Consider the following 18,039-nt stretch of genomic DNA (forward strand, 5'->3'; position numbering starts at 1 on the left):
TTAGCCTGCTCATTCAGTCATCTTTTCGTCGTGCGCCATCTCCGGGTAAGGACTTTTTCTGCTTCAACAATCATGAACATCGCAAACCCAATCAGGAAGGTAATGATCCAGTAGCGGAACGGTAGCGCTTCGGTACCGAACAGCATTTGCATGAACGGCGCATAGATGATCAGAAGCTGAAGGGCCAGAAGTACGCCGCTCACGATCCATATCCCCTTGTTAGCCAGCAGACCTTTACTCAGGGAGAAGCCGTCGGTGACGCGGCAGTTGAGCATGTAAAACCACTGGGCGGTGACCAGCGTTTGCAGCAACACGGTGCGAATGAACTCCGGTGAGTAGCCGCGTGGTTGCAGCCAGGCCTCCAGCACAAAGGCGCTGATGGCAATCATCAGGCCGACAAACACCACTCGCCAGATGGCATAACCGTCCATCACATGCAGGTTAGACTTACGCGGCGGCCGGTTCATGATGTCCTTCTCACCCGCTTCAAACGCCAGGCCAAACGACAGCGTTGCCGAGGTTGCCATGTTCATCCACAGGATCAGTACCGGCGTTAATGGGATCAGGTTTCCCGCCAGCAGGGCAATTATGATCAGCAAGGCCTGGGCGATGTTGCTCGGGATAACGAACAAAATGGTCTTTTTCAGGTTGTCGTAGACCCGACGCCCTTCATGGACCGCCCGGGCAATGGTGGCAAAGTTATCATCCGTTAACACCATATCGGCGGCTTCTTTGGTGACTTCAGTACCTTTGATCCCCATCGCGATGCCGACATCCGCCCGCTTCAGCGCAGGCGCATCGTTCACCCCGTCCCCGGTCATACCGACCACTTCCTGCTTACTTTGCAGCGCCTGCACCAGGCGGAATTTATCTTCCGGGCTGGTGCGGGCAAAGATATCGTATTTTTGCGCCGCCTCGCTCAGCTGGTGGTCGTCCATCGCCTCCAGCTCGCGCCCGGTAATGGCGCTCGCCGCGTTGCCAATACCCAGCATCTGTCCAATGCTCATCGCCGTTTGTGGATGATCCCCGGTAATCATTTTCACGCGAATACCCGCCTGCAAGCAGTCGGCAATGGCCGAAATGGCTTCCGGGCGCGGGGGATCCATCATGCCCGCAATGCCGAGCAGTATGACCCCCTCTTGCAGATCCGCATGCGTCAGCTCGCGCTGCCCGCTGGCGGCCGGTTTCCAGGCCGCAGCCACCATGCGCAATCCCTCGCGCGCATACTCTTCAATCTTCTCTTCCCAGTAGTGCAGGTTGAACGGCTCCAGCCCGTTTTGGGTCTGCTGGTGCTGGCAAAGACGGAAAAGGACGTCCGGCGCACCGGTGATTAACATCACCTCTTCGTCACCCAGGCGATAGAGGGTGGACATGTATTTATATTGCGAATCGAATGGGATTTTACTGTGCAGTTCGGCGTCAATTGCCGGAAGCGGGATTTTGGCGGCCAGCACCTTCAGCGCGCCTTCAGTTGGCCCACCGGTGATTTTCCACAGCCCCTGCTCATCTTTGATCAGCTGGCTGTCATTACAGAGATCGACGGTGCGCAGATAGCGCTCCAGCACAGATCCCTGGGTCACGGTGACCGGTGTCGGATCGTCAACAGGGTGAATCGCGCCCACCGGCTCATAGCTGTCTCCCTCCACGCGGTAGGTGGTGTCCGCGGTAATCACCGCTTTTACCGTCATCTCATTCATGGTCAGGGTGCCGGTTTTATCCGAGCAGATAACCGTCATCGCACCCAGCGTTTCTACGGTAGGCAGCTTGCGAATAATCGCCTTGCGACGCGCCATCGCCTGCACGCCCAGGGAGAGGATGATCGAGATAATGGCCGGTAATCCTTCCGGCACCGCCGCCACCGCAAGGCTAATCAGCGACAGCACCAGCTCTGATACGGGCATATCACGGAAGATAAGACTGAAAACGAACAGCGCCAGCATCATCACCAGAATGGTGATAAAAATGGTCTTGCCGAGCTTGTCCATTTGCACCATCAACGGGGTACGGTGTTTTTCAATGTCTGACATCATCTGGTTGATATGGCCGAGTTCAGTCTCCCCACCGGTCGCCACCACCAGCCCTTTTCCCCCGCCGGAGCTGACGGTGGTGCCAGAATAAAGCAGGTTGTAACGGTCGCCTAACGGCAACTCCCCGTGGAGCGCATCGCTGCTTTTCTCCACTACAGTGGATTCGCCGGTGAGAATAGCTTCTTCCACCCGCAGGTTGTGCGCCTCTGTCACGCGAAGATCGGCAGGAATGCGATCCCCGGCGCGTATCACGACGATATCTCCGGGCACCAGCGCTGTCGTCGGGATAGTTTCATGGTTGCCCTGCCGGATGACCACAGCCTCGCTGGAGAGCATATTGCGAATGCTTTGCAGCGATTTCTCCGCATTGCTCTCCTGAATATGGCCAATCAGGGCGTTAATGATGGCTACCCCAAGAATGACAAACATATCCACCCAGTGTCCCATTATCAGCTTCAGCAGCGCCGCCGCCAGAAGGACGTAAATAAGGACATCGTTGAAATGGGCCAGAAAGCGCAGCCAGCCAGGTTTACCCGGTTTTTGCGGTAAGGCATTTTCGCCGTATTTTTCCAGCCTGGCGGTCGCTTCTGTACTGCTGAGTCCGTCGAGGCTGGATTGGATATTTGTCAGGGTTTCATCAACGGTCTGTTGATAATACGGGCGGTGAGGCTTTTCTGTTATCATCGTTCCTTCCTCAGGTTCTTTTCAGAAATCACCTTGCTTTCATGTCATTAACGAATAACGAAAACAGGAACATGCGCATAACGAACGATACTCGCCGCCTCTGACCCTAATAAATGGGTTTGAATATTGGGATTACGCGATCCCACAATAATCGCACCGACGTTAAGTTCATCCGCCAGTTTGATTACCTCATCACGTATATTCCCGCTGCGAACATGAAGATGGACATTCGCTTCCGGCAGGTTGATTTTTTTTACCAGCGCAGCCAGTTTTTCTTTAGCATTATTAATCATATATTCATCCATCTTTCTCGCGTCTGCAATAAAACCGCGGGTCAGTTCTGCCGAGAACTTTGGCATAACGTACAGCAGATGGACATCACCCGATGCGCTTTGCGCCAGGAATTGGGCATGCTGTAGCGCTTTGTCAGACAACGCTGTTTCGTATACGTCCACCGGCACCAGTATCGTTTTATACATATCAAGCATCCTTTTTTATAACCAACACAACAGTGAGTGAATCAGGAGAGATCGCATCAAACCCATGGGTACAGGCGTGAATGCCTTTTACGGAAAAAAGGAATGGATGCTATTAAACGTAGCACAGGAATATCAGGATGTTATTCAAAGGGGATACACCATCGTAACGCTTGTTTCGCCTGAGTATGTCACGCCACTAATAATGGTTATTTAACATTTATTTATTCACCGACTATGCTCATAGTCAGGCATGCAACACGTTTATTCTCTTTATCCCGCGCCACCTTCAACCTCATGGAGGAATGCATGTACGGTTTAAGCCTGATTCGCCTTGGTTTGTTTATTGCGCTCGCCATTATCGCCAGCACAGCAATCGGTTTATTTACCTATGTGGTCGTCTCGGCCCTGGCAGAATAGCGCCACCCCAGCATTGATGACGAAATAAATAAAACAATTATTATCAGGGGAATACTGTGAAGCGCTACCTCTCTCTTCTGCCTGCTGTTTTATTGCTGCTGACGGCGTGCGATCCGAAACCCGACCGCGCCGCGCCCCTGCCGAAAATGGTAAAAGTCGCAGAGGTGGTCAAGGCCGGCAACGCGCAGCAGCGCGTGTTTCCCGCCCGTATTGAATCCGGCGACGCCACGGATCTCGCGTTCAAACGAGCCGGGCAGATTGAGACCCTGGACATTCGCCAGGGTGCCGTTGTCAAACAGGGGCAACGACTCGCCAGCCTCAACGCCCGTGAAGCCCGGCAGCGCCTGAACGACAGGCAAACGGCGACGACCCTGGCTCAGCGGCAATTCGACCGCTTCCAGACCCTGGCGGGACGCCAGGCCGTGTCGAAAGCCGAGATGGATGTCCAGCGCGCCAACCGCGATTCAGCAAACGCCGCGCTACAGATTGCGCGCGAAGAATTAAGCCAGATGACGCTCATCGCCCCCTTTAGCGGGACAGCGGCCAGCGTCCATGTGCGAAATCATCAGGTCGTCTCCGCCGGCCAGCCCGTCGTCACTTTGACCCGTACCGATCTGCTTGACGTGGTGTTCAGCCTTCCAGAGAACCTGTTTAATACCTTCGATATTCGCAATGCGCAGTACAAACCGGTAGTGAGGATCAATGCCCTGCCCGGTCGCGAGTTTACCGCTGTGTACAAAGAGCACTCAGGCAGTAGCGACAGCAACACATTGACCTGGCAGGTGATTTTAACCATGCCCCGCCCGGATGATTTTCCCGTCGTGGGCGGCGTCAGCGGAACGGTCACCATCAATTTAACCAACCTTCCGGCTGGTGTGGGCAGTGAGGCGCTGGTAGTGCCGGTTGAAGCGGTCTTTAACCCGGATAACCGCCCGCGCAATGAGCCACATGTCTGGGTGGTGACGGGCGAAGGCGATACGTTGCACCTTGAAGATCGTAAGGTCAGCGTGGGGCAAGTCAGCGCTGAGGGGGTCGTCATCGTCGGTGGGCTTAAGGCCGGTGAACGCGTGGTGGCCGCAGGCGTTGGGGAGCTACATCCCAACCAGCCGGTACGTATCTGGACGCGTGAACGGGGACTGTAATGGATATCTCTCGTCAGTTTATCAGCAACCCGGTTCGCGTCTGGCTGACGATTTTGCTGCTGGGCGTAGGCGGCATTATTGCCCTGTTGAACATCGGCAGACTGGAAGATCCGGCGTTTACCATCAAAACGGCGGTGGTGATCACCCATTATCCGGGCGCGTCGGCGCAGCAGGTTGAGGAAGAGGTCACCCTGCCGCTGGAAAACGCGCTTCAGCAGTTACCTTACCTGGATAACGTCAGCTCCATCTCCTCCAACGGCCTGTCGCAGATCACCGTCAACATAGCCTCGCGCTACCACTCAAATGCACTGCCGCAAATCTGGGATGAACTGCGTCGCCGGGTGGGAGATGCCGCCCGACAGTTTCCACCCGGCGTAGTGAATCCGTTTGTGAATGACGATTTTGGCGATGTGTTCGGCTTTTTCTTTGCCATTTCCGGAGATGAATTCAGCAATCCGGAACTGGTTCGCTATGCCGAGCAGCTGCGCCGGGAGTTGGTCCTCGTACCAGGCGTGGGCAAAGTGGCCATCGGCGGAGCCCTCACCCAACAGATTAACGTGGACATTTCTCTGAGCAAAATGGCCGCACGCGGGATAACGCTGAACCAGCTTTCTGCCCAGCTCAGCAGGCTGAACGTGGTCTCCAGCGCGGGAGAGATCCCCTCCGGTACTGAGTCAATTCGCCTGCATCCTACCGGTGAATTCGAAAGTATTGACGAGCTGGCCGATCTCATCGTGACCCCGCCGGGCGTTGGGGCGGCTACCCGTTTACGGGATATTGCCACCCTGTCACGCGGGCTGGATGCGTCCCCTGCCAGCATCTACCATGCCAACGGCAGAAAAGCCGTCACCATGGGCGTCTCCTTTATCCCCGGCGTTAACGTGATCGACGTGGGACATGCCCTGGAGGCGAAGCTAGAGCAGATGTCAGCCGAGAAACCGGCAGGTATCCATATCGACCTGTTTTACGATCAGGCGGCGGAGGTCGGGCATTCCGTTAACGGATTTATCATTAACTTCCTGATGGCGCTGGCGATTGTCATCGGTGTGTTGTTGATCTTTATGGGCTTACGCAGCGGGATCATTATCGCCTTTTCCCTCGCCCTCAACGTGCTGGGCACGCTGCTGATCATGTATCTCTGGGGTATTGAACTACAGCGCATTTCACTGGGTGCGCTGATCATCGCCCTCAGCATGCTGGTCGACAATGCCATTGTTATTGTCGAAGGGGTACTGGTAGCCCGGCAGCAGGGCTCGTCCCTGATGAACGCCATTAGCGACATTATTCGCCGTTCTGCGCTGCCGCTGCTGGGAGCGACGGTCATTGCCATCCTGGCCTTTGCGCCCGTCGGGCTGTCGCAGGATTCCACCGGCGAATACTGTAAGTCGCTGTTTCAGGTTCTGCTGATTTCGCTCATGCTGAGCTGGTTCTCAGCCCTCACCATTACGCCAGTGCTGATTAAGTGGTGGCTGTTTAAACGAGATGCTGCACCGCCAAAGGCCGACAAAACGGATCCCTATGACAAACGCATCTATGGGATCTATCAGGGTGTGCTCAACGCGCTGTTACGGCGTAAAGCGCCAACGCTGGTAGTGATGGCCGCACTGCTGGCCGCCGCCATCTGGGGCTTTGGCTCGGTGCGGCAGAACTTCTTCCCCTCCTCCAGTACGCCAATTTTCTTTGTCGACCTCTGGCTCCCTTACGGTACCGACATTAACTGGACCGAGAAGATGACCGGTGATATCGAGAAAACCATTAACGGCCAGCCAGGCGTGGAAACTACGGTCTCGACGATTGGTCAGGGAAGTATGCGATTTATTTTGACCTACAGCGGACAGCGGCAGTACAGCAACTATGCGCAAATTATGGTGAGAATGGACGACCAGCGTAACATCCCCGCCCTGACCCGCCACGTGGATGAGTACATCGCACGGAACTATCCGCAGGTTAACGCCAGCACGAAGCGGGTGATGTTTGGCCCCTCCGGCGACAGCGCCATTGAAATACGTATTAAAGGCCCCGATCCGGACAGGCTGCGTCTGATCGCCAGCCAGGTAGACAACATCCTTACGCGCGATCCGGCGACGGACAGCGTCAGGAACGACTGGCAAAATCGTAGCAAAGTGATCCGCCCGCAGTACGTCACCGCGCTGGGACGTGAGCTTGGCGTGGATAAGCAGGACGTCGATAACGCACTGGAGATGAATTTCTCCGGCAGTCGGGCAGGACTGTACAGAGAAGGCAGCGACCTGTTGCCCGTGGTGGTGCGCCCGCCGGAAAGCGAGCGGCTGGACGCCAATCACCTGAATAACGTTCTGGTCTGGAGCCAGACCCGGCAGCAGTATATTCCGCTGAGCAACGTCATCAGCGGCTTCGCGCTGGAGTGGGAAGATCCGCTGATCCTTCGCCGTGACCGCTCCCGCGTGCTGACCGTGCAGACCGACCCTGACCCGCTAAGCCAGCAAACCTCCGGCGATATTCTCGCCCGCGTGAAGCCGCAAATTGATGCCCTGCCCCTGCCCCACGGCTACAGCATTGAGTGGGGCGGTGACGCGGAGAACTCCAGCGAAGCGCAGCAGGGGCTATTTACCACGCTGCCGCTCGGCTATCTGGTGATGTTTGTGATCACGGTGCTGATGTTCAGTTCGGTGAAAAACGCCGTCGCCATCTGGCTGACCGTGCCGCTGGCGCTGATCGGCGTGACGCCGGGGTTTTTAATTACCGGCATCCCTTTTGGCTTTATGGCGTTGATTGGCCTGTTGAGCCTGAGCGGGATGCTGATCCGCAACGGCATTGTGCTGGTGGAAGAGATAGAACAGCAGAAAGCGCAGCAGGATCAGCACAGTGCGATCGTGTACGCCGCCACGTCGCGCCTGCGTCCCATCCTGCTCACCGCCTTTACGACCGTACTCGGCCTCGCCCCTCTGCTGCTGGATGTGTTCTTCCAGAGCATGGCCGTTGTGATTATGTTTGGGCTTGGGTTTGCTACAATCCTGACGCTGCTGGTACTCCCCGTAATTTACGCGTGTTTCCATCGTAAGGACAAAGCTGAACAACAATGAATGCGACAGGGCTGAATATCATCAAGACGCTGGGGTGTATGACGGCGGTTACCTTTTTCACCATCTACAACACCTGGGATCATTACGATTATGACTATCACTGGATCCTCGGTTTTTTAACCTTCATTTCGACCATCGCCACGCCGTTATTTTTTGTGGTTGCAGGGTATCTGGACGGGCAATCCCGACACGGCACGCGCTGGCAGCTGGATAAGATCAAAAGCCTGGTGATCGTCTTTCTGTTCTGGGTAACGATTTACTACCTGTGGGAGCCCTATCAGCGCGGATATCTGATCCAGCCCTGGTTCGTGTTCGCGTTTATCGTGATTTACACGTTTCACCCGGTGGTGGAGTGGCTCAGCCAGCGACGAACGCTCTTTTGCGGGGTAATTGCCGCCCTGCTGCTTTTCTCATACGGGTACGATTTACTGTCAGCCCTCTATCCTGATGCCCATGTCCTTTCATTGTCGCCGCAGTATCGCCTGTGGACGTGGCTGCTGTTTTATCTGACGGGGCAGCTCTTTTGCGATCCGCAGATCGCGGCGTGGATCGGCCGCAAAAATGTGGTCAGGGCAGCGGTGATTGCCATACCGTTTATTTATCTCTTCACGTGGTTTTACGAGCGGCACTTCTTTTTTGCGCTATTTAAAGCAGACAGAAACGCCTTTATCCTCACCGGATCGCAAATCTACATTCTGATTATTGCCCTGGTGATTGCGGCCAACGGCGTGCGGTTTCGCCGCAATGCGGAGTTTAAAGAGTCCGTGCTGGCCGCCATTAGCAAAACCATGACCGGGGTCTATATTATGCACTACTCGGTGTTTCACCTGCTGACCGCGCTCATTCCGGTGACGTCCCTGAGCACCAAACTTGCTCTGATTGTGATTACGTTTGTTACGTCGGTCCTGTTTTCGCTGCTGATCCTGTCCAACGCAGTGGCCAAAAAAGTGATCACCCTCTAAAAGCCCAGGCGCAGCCAGGCAAACAGCACGTTGCCGTTGTTGTAGGTCCCGGGAATATAGGTGAACTGGACGGTGACGCGCTTATATCCGGCAGAGAAAAGCGGGAAGATAAACGGCAGCGGGACATAGTTGGCAAAGTCGTCGCGTGCCGTGATCCCCGCAGCGGCCCCCAGCCCCAGACGGAAATCTTTTGCGTTATCCAGATACCAGCCCTTCTCCCAGCCGTAGCCCATAGCAGGCTGCCATTCGTTATGTGAATCTTTGAACATCATGGCAAAGAGGGCGCTCCAGTTGCCCTCGTCGTTGTAGCGGGACACGCCCAGCCCCCCGCCCCACGGCATTTCGTTGTAGTTGTCGGTTTTCTCTTTGTCATACATGAATCGAGCATGCCAGCTCAGAAACGGAAGGTAGAGATCGTAACGATCCGGCTGTTCCCAGGTTTGCGCAATATCGTCCGTTACTGCATCCCACCAGCGGTGAATACGCTGTTCGCCATAGACTTTCGGCTCCGCATGCAGCGGAGATACGACTAAAAACAGGACTACCCACAGTGCAGGAAAGAGGCGTTGCATCGTTATACCCTCAGCTTACGTCACGCAGCGATCGTTATTACTGTAAACCATTCAGCCCTAACCGGAGCCAAACAGGCTGATTTATGTTGTCGCCCGATAAGATGAAATTTATTTATTCTGCGCTTTCAGGAAAGATAAAAACGTTTTCTCAGGCCGCCTGTCGCGGTAGTCTCATACATTCCGTCAATATGATGGCCGTGATGTGAGTGACCTTTTCTTATACCAATAATTAAAAATCAGTACAGACAGGACAACTATGGACTCCACCCTTATCTCCGCTCGCCGCAACGAGGAGACACCTTCGCTTAACCGCGCCCGCCGCGCCGCTTTAGGTAGCTTCGCAGGTGCCGTCGTCGACTGGTATGACTTTCTGCTCTACGGTATTACCGCTGCGCTGGTCTTTAACCGTGAATTCTTTCCCCAGATCAGCCCCGCCATGGGCACGCTTGCTGCGTTTGCCACCTTCGGCGTCGGTTTTCTGTTTCGTCCTCTGGGCGGGATAATTTTCGGCCACTTCGGTGACCGCCTTGGCCGGAAACGTATGCTGATGCTCACCGTCTGGATGATGGGCATTGCCACCGCGCTGATCGGTATTTTGCCCTCCTTTGCCTCGATTGGCTGGTGGGCTCCGGTGTTGCTGGTGACGCTGCGCGCCATTCAGGGCTTTGCCGTCGGCGGCGAATGGGGCGGCGCGGCATTGCTGTCCGTGGAAAGCGCTCCGAAGAATAAGAAAGCGTTTTACAGCAGCGGCGTGCAGGTGGGTTATGGCGTGGGTCTGCTGCTCTCCACGGGCCTGGTGTCGCTAATAAGTCAGCTCACGACAGACGAGCAGTTCCTGAGCTGGGGCTGGCGTATTCCGTTTATCTTCAGCATTGTGCTGGTCGTGGTGGCCCTGTGGATCCGTAACGGCATGGAAGAGTCGGCTGAGTTTGAACGGCAGCAGCGCGAAAAACCGGTCGCGAAGAAACGGCTGCCGGTGATGGAAGCGCTGGTGCAGCACCCTGGCGCTTTTCTGAAAATTATCGCCCTGCGCCTGTGCGAACTGCTGACGATGTATATCGTCACCGCCTTTGCCCTGAACTACTCCACGCAAAACCTCGGCCTGCCGCGGGAATTGTTCCTGAATATTGGCCTGGTGGTGGGCGGGATCAGCTGCCTGACCATCCCCTGCTTCGCCTGGCTGGCGGATCGCTTTGGCCGTCGACGGGTGTATATCACCGGGGCGCTGATCGGCACACTCAGCGCCTGGCCGTTCTTTATGGCGCTGGAGGCACAGTCGGTCTTCTGGATTGTCTTCTTCGCGATCATGCTTGCGAACATCGCTCACGATATGGTGGTCTGCGTGCAGCAGCCAATGTTCACCGAGCTGTTTGGCGCAAGCTACCGCTACAGCGGCGCGGGCGTGGGATATCAGGTGGCGAGCGTGGTCGGCGGCGGGTTTACACCGTTTATCGCCGCCGCGCTGGTGACGTTTTCCGGCGGTAACTGGCACAGCGTGGCGATTTATCTGCTGGCGGGTTGCCTGCTTTCTGCCGCCACCGCTCTGTTGATGAAGGAAACCGCGCACAGCTGATCTCCTCACTTTTGTTTCACAGGCGTGTGACATACTATCGGGTATAGCCGCACACCTGTGGAACAAGGAGACAGACATGAATAATAAGGGCTCCAGCCTGAACCCGGCTCAGGCGCTGGAAAAACTCGACGCGCTGTATGAACAGTCCGTCAATGCACTGCGCAGCGCCATCAGTGACTATATCGAAACAGGGAAACTTCCCGATGAAAAGGCCAGAACCCAAGGCCTTTTTGTTTATCCATCGCTCTCTGTCACCTGGGACGGCAGCGCCAGCAGCAATCCGAAAACCCGCGCCTATGCGCGTTTCACCCACTCCGGCTGTTACAGCACGACCATCACGCGACCTGCGCTGTTCCGCCCCTACCTGGAAGAGCAGCTTACCCTGCTGTATCAGGATTACGGCGCGCATATCAGCGTTGAACCGTCCCTGCACGAGATCCCTTACCCGTACGTGATAGACGGTTCAGCGCTGACGCTGGATCGCTCCATGAGCGCGGGGCTGACCCGCCACTTCCCGACCACTGAGCTGTCGCAGATTGGCGATGAGACGGCGGACGGGATCTATCACCCGGCAGAGTTTTCACCGCTGTCGCACTTTGATGCCCGCCGTGTCGATTTCTCGCTGGCACGCCTGCGCCACTACACCGGCACCCCAGCCGAACATTTCCAGCCGTTCGTGTTGTTTACCAATTACACCCGCTATGTGGACGAATTTGTCCGCTGGGGCTGTAGCCAGATCCTCGATCCGGACAGCCCTTACATCGCCCTATCCTGCGCGGGCGGGATATGGATCACCGCCGAAACCGAAGCACCGGAAGAGGCCATCTCCGACCTGGCGTGGAAAAAGCACCAGATGCCAGCCTGGCACCTGATCACCGCCGACGGTCAGGGCATTACGCTGATTAACATCGGCGTTGGCCCGTCGAATGCGAAAACCATCTGCGACCATCTGGCGGTACTGCGCCCGGACGTCTGGCTGATGATCGGCCACTGCGGCGGCCTGCGTGAAAGTCAGCTGATTGGCGATTACGTCCTCGCCCACGCTTATTTGCGTGACGACCATGTCCTTGACGCGGTTCTGCCGCCGGATATTCCTATCCCGAGTATCGCGGAAGTGCAGCGCGCCCTGTACGACGCCACCAAAGAGGTGAGCGGCATGCCGGGTGAAGAGGTAAAGCAGCGCCTGCGTACCGGTACGGTCGTCACCACCGACGATCGTAACTGGGAGCTGCGCTATTCCGCCTCCGCCCTGCGTTTCAATCTCAGCCGTGCGGTCGCAATCGATATGGAAAGCGCCACCATTGCCGCGCAGGGCTATCGCTTCCGCGTCCCTTACGGCACGCTGCTGTGCGTGTCCGATAAACCGCTGCACGGCGAGATCAAACTGCCGGGCCAGGCGAACCGTTTTTACGAAGGGGCGATCTCAGAGCATCTTCAGATTGGTATTCGCGCCATCGATTTACTGCGTGCAGAGGGCGACAAACTGCATTCCCGCAAGCTGCGCACCTTCAATGAGCCACCGTTCCGCTGATAACAAGGACCCACTCACCCGGCCTGGGATTCCGTAGGTCGGGTAAGCGGAGCGCCACCCGACAAACTGACCGAACGCAGAAAAGCAAAAAGCCTGCTTTAAAAGCAGGCTTTTCAAATTTGGCTCCTCTGACTGGACTCGAACCAGTGACATACGGATTAACAGTCCGCCGTTCTACCGACTGAACTACAGAGGAATCGTGTGAACGGGGCGCATATTATCGATGCGCCCTGAGGATGTCAAAGGGTGAATGCAGATTTTCAATCGTTTGCCGATTTATTCTCCACTTCGCACATTTGTCAGGCACTTGCCGTTTCCGAAACCTCCTGCTCCGGTTTTTTTCGCGGATATTTCCACAGCCAGCGCCCGCTCACCATGCGCCAGTAGAACAGCGCCCCGCGCACGGCCCAGTCAAGGAACATCCCCAGCCAGACGCCGACAACGCCCATACCCAACATTACCCCCAGCGTGTAGCCCGCCACAACGCGACAGCCCCACATGCCGAGCATGGAGACCCACATCGCAAACCGGGCATCGCGCGCCCCTTTCAGCCCGGCAGGAAGTACCCAGGACGCGGCCCAAATTGGCATAAACGCCGCGTTGAGCCAAATGAGCACCTTCACGACCTCTTTCACGTCATTTTCATGCGTATAGAACGAGGCCATCAGCCCGGCAAAAGGCGCAGTTCCCCACGCAATCGCCGTCAGTCCAATAGTTGAAAGCCAGAAGACGTGCCGAAGTTGCCGTTCCGCCTGCCCTATCTGCCCCTTTCCGAGACGTCTGCCGGTGATGATCGTCGACGCCGACCCCAGCGCGTTTCCGGGCAGGTTAATGAGCGAGGCGATGGAGAAGGCAATAAAGTTGCCGGCGATGACGTCTGTTCCCATCCCGGCAACAAACATCTGCGTCAGCAGTTTCCCACCGTTAAACAACACGGATTCGATGCTGGCCGGAATCCCGATCCCCATCACTTCCCAGATAATGGCGAAGTTAAGCGGACGGAAATAGCTTTTCAGCGTCAGGCGCAGCGATGGCGTAATTCCCGCCATCAGTACGCCAATTATCGCCGCCGCACCAATATAGCGGGAAATGGTCAGCCCTAAACCCGCGCCGACAAAGCCCAGCCCCTCCCAGGAAAAGACGCCGTAAATCAAAACGCTGCTGATAATGATATTCAGGATGTTCATGCCGCCGTTGATCAGCAGCGGAATTTTGGTATTTCCTGCTCCACGAAGCGCACCGCTACCAATCAGCGCGATGGCAGCCGCCGGATAACTCAGCACCGTCATTTCCAGGTAGGTGAGAGCCAGATCCTTCACCTCGCTGGTCGCTTCTCCCGCGACAATGTCGATAATTTCTTTGCCGTAATAATGGATAACCGCCGCAAGGATGATCGAAAAGAGGGTCATGATCATTAGCGACTGTCTGGCCGCTTCGCGGGCACGCTTCGGATCAAGCTTGCCCAGGCTAAACGCCACCACCACCGTCGTACCGAGATCGATAGCGGCAAAGAAGGACATCACAACCATGTTGAAACTGTCCGCCAGCCCTACCCCGGCCATGGCTTCTTTACCGAGCCAGCTCACCAGAAAGGTGCTCAGCACCCCCATTAGCAGGACGCAGGTATTCTCCAGGAAAATAGGCACGGCAAGGGGGGTGATTTCACGCCAGAACAGAACTCGATAGCTCTTACGTTTTGCATACCAGGGCGTGCGCATAATCGCCTGGCGTAGGGGTGCGGTGACGTTCAAAATGGACCTTAGAGAGAAAGTTGAAACTCCATTTCAAATGATGGGGCAGAAATGCGTATCCTGCAAAGTATTGTCCATAAAATTATGTTTGGATTTACAACAAAATGACGACAGAATCATCAAACAAACGCTTTTGCCTGAGATCAGGTTTGACAAAAGTTTTTTCGCCGCTAAGATAAGCCTCCACAACGATTCCTCTGTAGTTCAGTCGGTAGAACGGCGGACTGTTAATCCGTATGTCACTGGTTCGAGTCCAGTCAGAGGAGCCAAATTTAAAAAGCCTGCTTTTAGAGCAGGCTTTTTGCTTTTTTGCGTTCGTGAAATTATCGGGTGGCGGCTTCACCTTACCCGACCTACATGATAACAGTCCTGTAGGCCCGGTAAGCGCAGCGCCACCGGGCAACAGAGTGTGCGATTACTCGCCTTTAGCGTCGACGTTTTTGATTTCGCCCATCACTTTCAGCTTCTTGGAGATGTCGCGACGCTCTTTGGACAGCTCAGCGTTTTTGATGATGTAGTCATCAACGCGATCTTCATAATCGCTTTTCATGCTGGCGATGATGCCCTGAATAGCTTCAACGCTCATGCCAGGCTTGATGTAGTCGCTCAGGTTGTCCAGCAGCAGGACACGTTTCTGGTTGTCACGGATCTTCTTCTCTACGTCCTGGATTTCGCGCTGTAGCTTGTTTTTGCGGCGGAACAGGCGGACGAACTCCAGAACATCCTGGAACGAAGGCTTGGTAGTTTCCATTTTTATACCCCTGATAATGTGAGATTCGGATTCGTTAAAGCAACCGTTTTAACAGACAGCGGCTGCGAATGACAATGAGTATATCGTTTAAAACCATCATAACCCTAATTGTTGCTGAATCGAAGCAGCAGGCATCACATACGCTTTTTATTTGCGCAGCGCCCGGCAAATCAGCTGCGATAACAACTCCAGCTGTCGCGCCAGCTCCATACTCAGCCAGACATAACCATGGATGGGCGTTTCCGCCACATTGTCGCCCTGGCGCTCATTCATCAGCTGTTTAAGCTCGGCGACGATTTCGTTCAGCCGCTCGCTGTTCGCCCGTATCGGCTGTGGGTTACCTTCGTAGAGCGCATGGGCGATGGTCAGCAGGGTTTGTTGCGTCATCTGCTGCGTCTCTTTTAGCGTATGCGCGTTGAGCATCAGAAGATGGCTGGGGCGTGAGGCCCAGTGGGCATTGATTTGCAGTTCAAGCATACAGACCAGATTACGGCTGACCGTCTGAATAGCTTCAAAAATGGCTTTCTGGATATGGGTTTCTTTGCTTGCCGGGGTAATCAACCCGCGCATTTTGACCACATCATTGAGGATTTTTTGCAGGTGCTTTTCCAGACGCGGGCGCTCAATCAGATTCGGCGAAAACCCGGCCTGGTAGACCCGGTTAAATGCCGTGACGTAGTTTGCCATCTGAATGCGCCAGTGCAGGAAGGCGCGCTGCGGCCAGATGCCGGTAAACAGCATGGCGAGCAACGAGCCAAGGATCACGTCCCCGCTTCGCCACAATGCGGTGGTCATATCGCCCGCCGGTGCGCCGACCACAACCGCGAGCGTAATGCCAATCAGCAGCGCCTGATACGGTTTCTTGCCAAGGGCAAGCCATCCACAAAGAAACATCGCCACCGCGCACCACAGCAACATGACCGGAAACGAGATCAGCTCCAGCTTCAGGGCGATAAGCCCAAGCGCTGAGCCTAAAACGGTGCCGCCTATGCGTTCGAAAGCGCGCGGGACCACGTTCCCCCAGAATGAGATCGGCCCCATCACCACCACCAGCGTGATCAGCGGCCACGTCCCTTCCGGGATATCCAGCAGACGAACCAGTACGAAGGTCAACACAAACGCCAGCGCAATGCGGCAACCGTGCACCACGCGATAATGTTTGTATAACCGAATTTCAAAAGGGGTTAATGACTTGTCGGGGCGCACACCCGTCTCCAGCTCTACGGCAAACCACAATTGTACTGTGTTTTCAGCCGGGTGGATCGCGCCCGGCTGAAAAACCCTGCATTCCGCAGGATTATCCCACTTTGTGCTCTACCGGTACAAACATCTCAATATCCCAGTAGCCGTCAGCATTGCCATCGTTCAGATAGCGTTCGAAGCAGGGTTTTGCCGCGATCTGGAATTTGTTGTCTTCCAGCAGGGAGTTGAAGAACTGATACCACGGAGTGGCGAAATCATGATTTTCGACGCGCGCGGCGGCAATAGCATACTCTCCGGCAGCAATTTCGGTCATCATCACCCCTTCGCTGTTTTCAGGGATAGTGAAATCGTCCGTTACCGTTACGGCGGTAACGCAGCGGAGCTTTTCTGCCGGCACGTCATCCGGATTGTCATAATAAACGGCCACCCACTCCTGCGGCTGAATATGACGCCCGTCTACCCACATGACCAGCTGTTCAAATCCCTGCTTGACCGTCTTTTCCCACGGCCCCACGAGATGAAAGCCAGCGATCGTACGTTTCTGTTGCTGCCTGATGCTGTAGTCCATGCTGCCTCCGTTTATTACTGTATATATATGGGTCTTCCCTTGTTGTGGTGGCTGAAGGCATGATAATGGTGTATTTAATCGCCAGAGGTCACCGCCATGGACGAAAAGTCCCTCTACGCTCATATTCTCAACCTGTCCGATCCGTGGCAGGTAAAGTCCCTTTCTCTCGATGAAAATGCCGGTTCTGTTACTGTCACTATTGAGATCGCTGAAAACACCCGGCTAGCCTGTCCGACCTGCGGTAAATCCTGTTCTGTTCACGATCACCGTCATCGTAAATGGCGCCATCTTGATACCTGCCAGTTCACCACTATTGTTGAAGCCGATGTTCCACGAATTATGTGTCCGGAGCATGGCTGCCTGACGTTGCCTGTTCCGTGGGCTGGCCCCGGAAGCCGGTATACGTTGCTATTCGAATCGTTCGTTCTCTCATGGCTGAAAATCAGCACCGTTGATGCTGTCAGGAAGCAACTTAAGCTCAGTTGGAATGCGGTTGACGGCATTATGACCCGGGCAGTTAAGCGAGGTCTTGCCCGGATAAAAAAGCCATTATCCGCCCGTCATATGAATGTGGATGAGGTCGCCTTTAAAAAAGGACATCGTTACATAACGGTGATCTCCGATCGCGATGGTCGGGCGCTGGCCTTAACGGATGATCGCGGCACAGAGAGTCTTGCCGGCTATCTTCGCACGCTCACTGATGGGCAGTTGCTGGCTATCAAAACGCTCTCAATGGACATGAACGCGGGCTATATAAGAGCAGCGCGTATCCACTTACCCAGTGCGGTTGAGAAAATCGCCTTTGACCGCTTCCATGTGGCGAAGCAACTGGGCGAGGTAGTTGATAAAACCCGTCAGAATGAACATCCGCACCTCCCTGTTGAAAGCCGACACCAGGCAAAAGGAACCCGCTTCCTGTGGCAGTACAGCGATAAGTGGATGACCGAATCCCGGCAGGAAAAGCTGATGTGGCTGCGTGCACAGATGAAGCTGACGAGCCAGTGCTGGGCGCTGAAAGAGCTGGCAAAGGATATCTGGAACAGGCCATGGAGCGAGGAAAGACGGAGTGACTGGCAGAGATGGTTGGCGCTGGCGGCTAACAGTGACGTTCCCATGATGAAAAATGCCGCGAAAACGATAGGAAAAAGGCTGTACGGGATCCTGAATGCGATGCGACACAGTGTCTCAAACGGAAATGCGGAGGCACTTAACAGCAAGATCAGGCTGCTGAGGATAAAAGCCAGGGGATACCGAAACCGGGAGCGCTTTAAACTGGGGGTGATGTTCCACTACGGAAAGCTGAATATGGCGTTCTGA

General features: G+C 55.3%; 13 protein-coding genes and 2 tRNA genes. 7 read left to right on the top strand and 8 right to left on the bottom strand.

The features are described 5' to 3' along the window. Window positions 1–17 precede the first annotated feature (17 nt). Together KTH07_RS12000 and KTH07_RS12005 are read right to left on the bottom strand one after the other, a co-directional pair. Complete coding sequence (locus KTH07_RS12000) at window positions 18–2,711, bottom strand: cation-transporting P-type ATPase (RefSeq protein WP_023303951.1); 2,694 nt, start codon at window positions 2,709–2,711, stop codon at window positions 18–20. A gap of 47 nt (window positions 2,712–2,758) precedes the next feature. Then, window positions 2,759–3,190 carry a universal stress protein gene (locus tag KTH07_RS12005; RefSeq protein WP_023303952.1) on the bottom strand — a complete coding sequence of 144 codons (432 nt, stop codon included), beginning with the start codon at window positions 3,188–3,190 and terminating at the stop codon, window positions 2,759–2,761. 473 nt (window positions 3,191–3,663) lie between these two features. Here KTH07_RS12005 and KTH07_RS12010 point away from each other — a divergent pair, with 473 nt between their 5' ends. From KTH07_RS12010 to KTH07_RS12020, 3 genes are read left to right on the top strand one after another with little or no spacing between them, the layout of a single operon-like run. Continuing rightward, window positions 3,664–4,749, top strand: coding sequence for an efflux RND transporter periplasmic adaptor subunit (locus tag KTH07_RS12010; protein WP_023303953.1), 1,086 nt, complete (start codon window positions 3,664–3,666; stop codon window positions 4,747–4,749). Beyond that, complete coding sequence (locus KTH07_RS12015; RefSeq protein ID WP_032619369.1) at window positions 4,749–7,811, top strand: efflux RND transporter permease subunit; 3,063 nt, start codon at window positions 4,749–4,751, stop codon at window positions 7,809–7,811. Before KTH07_RS12010 ends, KTH07_RS12015 begins: the two co-directional genes overlap by 1 nt. After that, window positions 7,808–8,773 carry an acyltransferase gene (locus tag KTH07_RS12020; RefSeq protein ID WP_023303955.1) on the top strand — a complete coding sequence of 322 codons (966 nt, stop codon included), beginning with the start codon at window positions 7,808–7,810 and terminating at the stop codon, window positions 8,771–8,773. Before KTH07_RS12015 ends, KTH07_RS12020 begins: the two co-directional genes overlap by 4 nt. On the opposite strand, the gene pagP is transcribed toward KTH07_RS12020, so the two are convergent. Beyond that, the gene (pagP, locus tag KTH07_RS12025) at window positions 8,770–9,345 is read right to left on the bottom strand and encodes a lipid IV(A) palmitoyltransferase PagP (RefSeq protein WP_003859516.1); all 576 of its coding nucleotides are present in this window, start codon (window positions 9,343–9,345) and stop codon (window positions 8,770–8,772) included. The two genes, KTH07_RS12020 and pagP, sit on opposite strands and share 4 nt — an antisense overlap. A gap of 256 nt (window positions 9,346–9,601) precedes the next feature. Here pagP and shiA point away from each other — a divergent pair, with 256 nt between their 5' ends. Together shiA and KTH07_RS12035 are read left to right on the top strand one after the other, a co-directional pair. Further along, window positions 9,602–10,918, top strand: coding sequence for a shikimate transporter (gene shiA, locus KTH07_RS12030; RefSeq protein ID WP_017383305.1), 1,317 nt, complete (start codon window positions 9,602–9,604; stop codon window positions 10,916–10,918). Between the two features lie 76 nt (window positions 10,919–10,994). Next, window positions 10,995–12,449: an AMP nucleosidase gene (locus KTH07_RS12035; RefSeq protein ID WP_032619367.1), complete on the top strand. Its 1,455-nt coding sequence runs from the start codon at window positions 10,995–10,997 to the stop codon at window positions 12,447–12,449. A 120-nt stretch (window positions 12,450–12,569) separates the two neighbouring features. Here the strand turns inward: KTH07_RS12035 and KTH07_RS12040 are convergent. Continuing rightward, window positions 12,570–12,645: transfer RNA gene (locus tag KTH07_RS12040), tRNA-Asn, on the bottom strand. A 103-nt stretch (window positions 12,646–12,748) separates the two neighbouring features. Then, window positions 12,749–14,167 (bottom strand): multidrug efflux MATE transporter EmmdR, encoded by a 1,419-nt coding sequence (emmdR, locus tag KTH07_RS12045; RefSeq protein WP_023294986.1) that lies wholly within the window; start codon window positions 14,165–14,167, stop codon window positions 12,749–12,751. A gap of 226 nt (window positions 14,168–14,393) precedes the next feature. Here emmdR and KTH07_RS12050 point away from each other — a divergent pair. After that, window positions 14,394–14,469 (top strand) — tRNA-Asn (locus tag KTH07_RS12050). Window positions 14,470–14,615: 146 nt separating this feature from the next. Here the strand turns inward: KTH07_RS12050 and KTH07_RS12055 are convergent. From KTH07_RS12055 to sbmC, 3 genes are all read right to left on the bottom strand, one after another. Beyond that, window positions 14,616–14,951: a DUF496 family protein gene (locus KTH07_RS12055; protein ID WP_000450410.1), complete on the bottom strand. Its 336-nt coding sequence runs from the start codon at window positions 14,949–14,951 to the stop codon at window positions 14,616–14,618. A 147-nt stretch (window positions 14,952–15,098) separates the two neighbouring features. Then, window positions 15,099–16,157, bottom strand: a complete 1,059-nt coding sequence (locus KTH07_RS12060) for an FUSC family protein (protein WP_017693112.1) — start codon at window positions 16,155–16,157, stop codon at window positions 15,099–15,101. Between the two features lie 91 nt (window positions 16,158–16,248). Next, a complete protein-coding gene (gene sbmC, locus KTH07_RS12065; protein WP_017383302.1) occupies window positions 16,249–16,722 on the bottom strand; it encodes a DNA gyrase inhibitor SbmC in 474 nt (157 codons plus the stop codon). Window positions 16,723–16,818: 96 nt separating this feature from the next. Between sbmC and KTH07_RS12070 the strand changes: the two genes are divergently transcribed. Beyond that, a complete protein-coding gene (locus KTH07_RS12070; RefSeq protein WP_000343760.1) occupies window positions 16,819–18,039 on the top strand; it encodes an ISL3-like element ISKox3 family transposase in 1,221 nt (406 codons plus the stop codon).

It is taken from the genome of Enterobacter cloacae complex sp. ECL72, from assembly GCF_019056635.1.
GTDB classification, from domain to species: domain Bacteria; phylum Pseudomonadota; class Gammaproteobacteria; order Enterobacterales; family Enterobacteriaceae; genus Enterobacter; species Enterobacter hormaechei_C.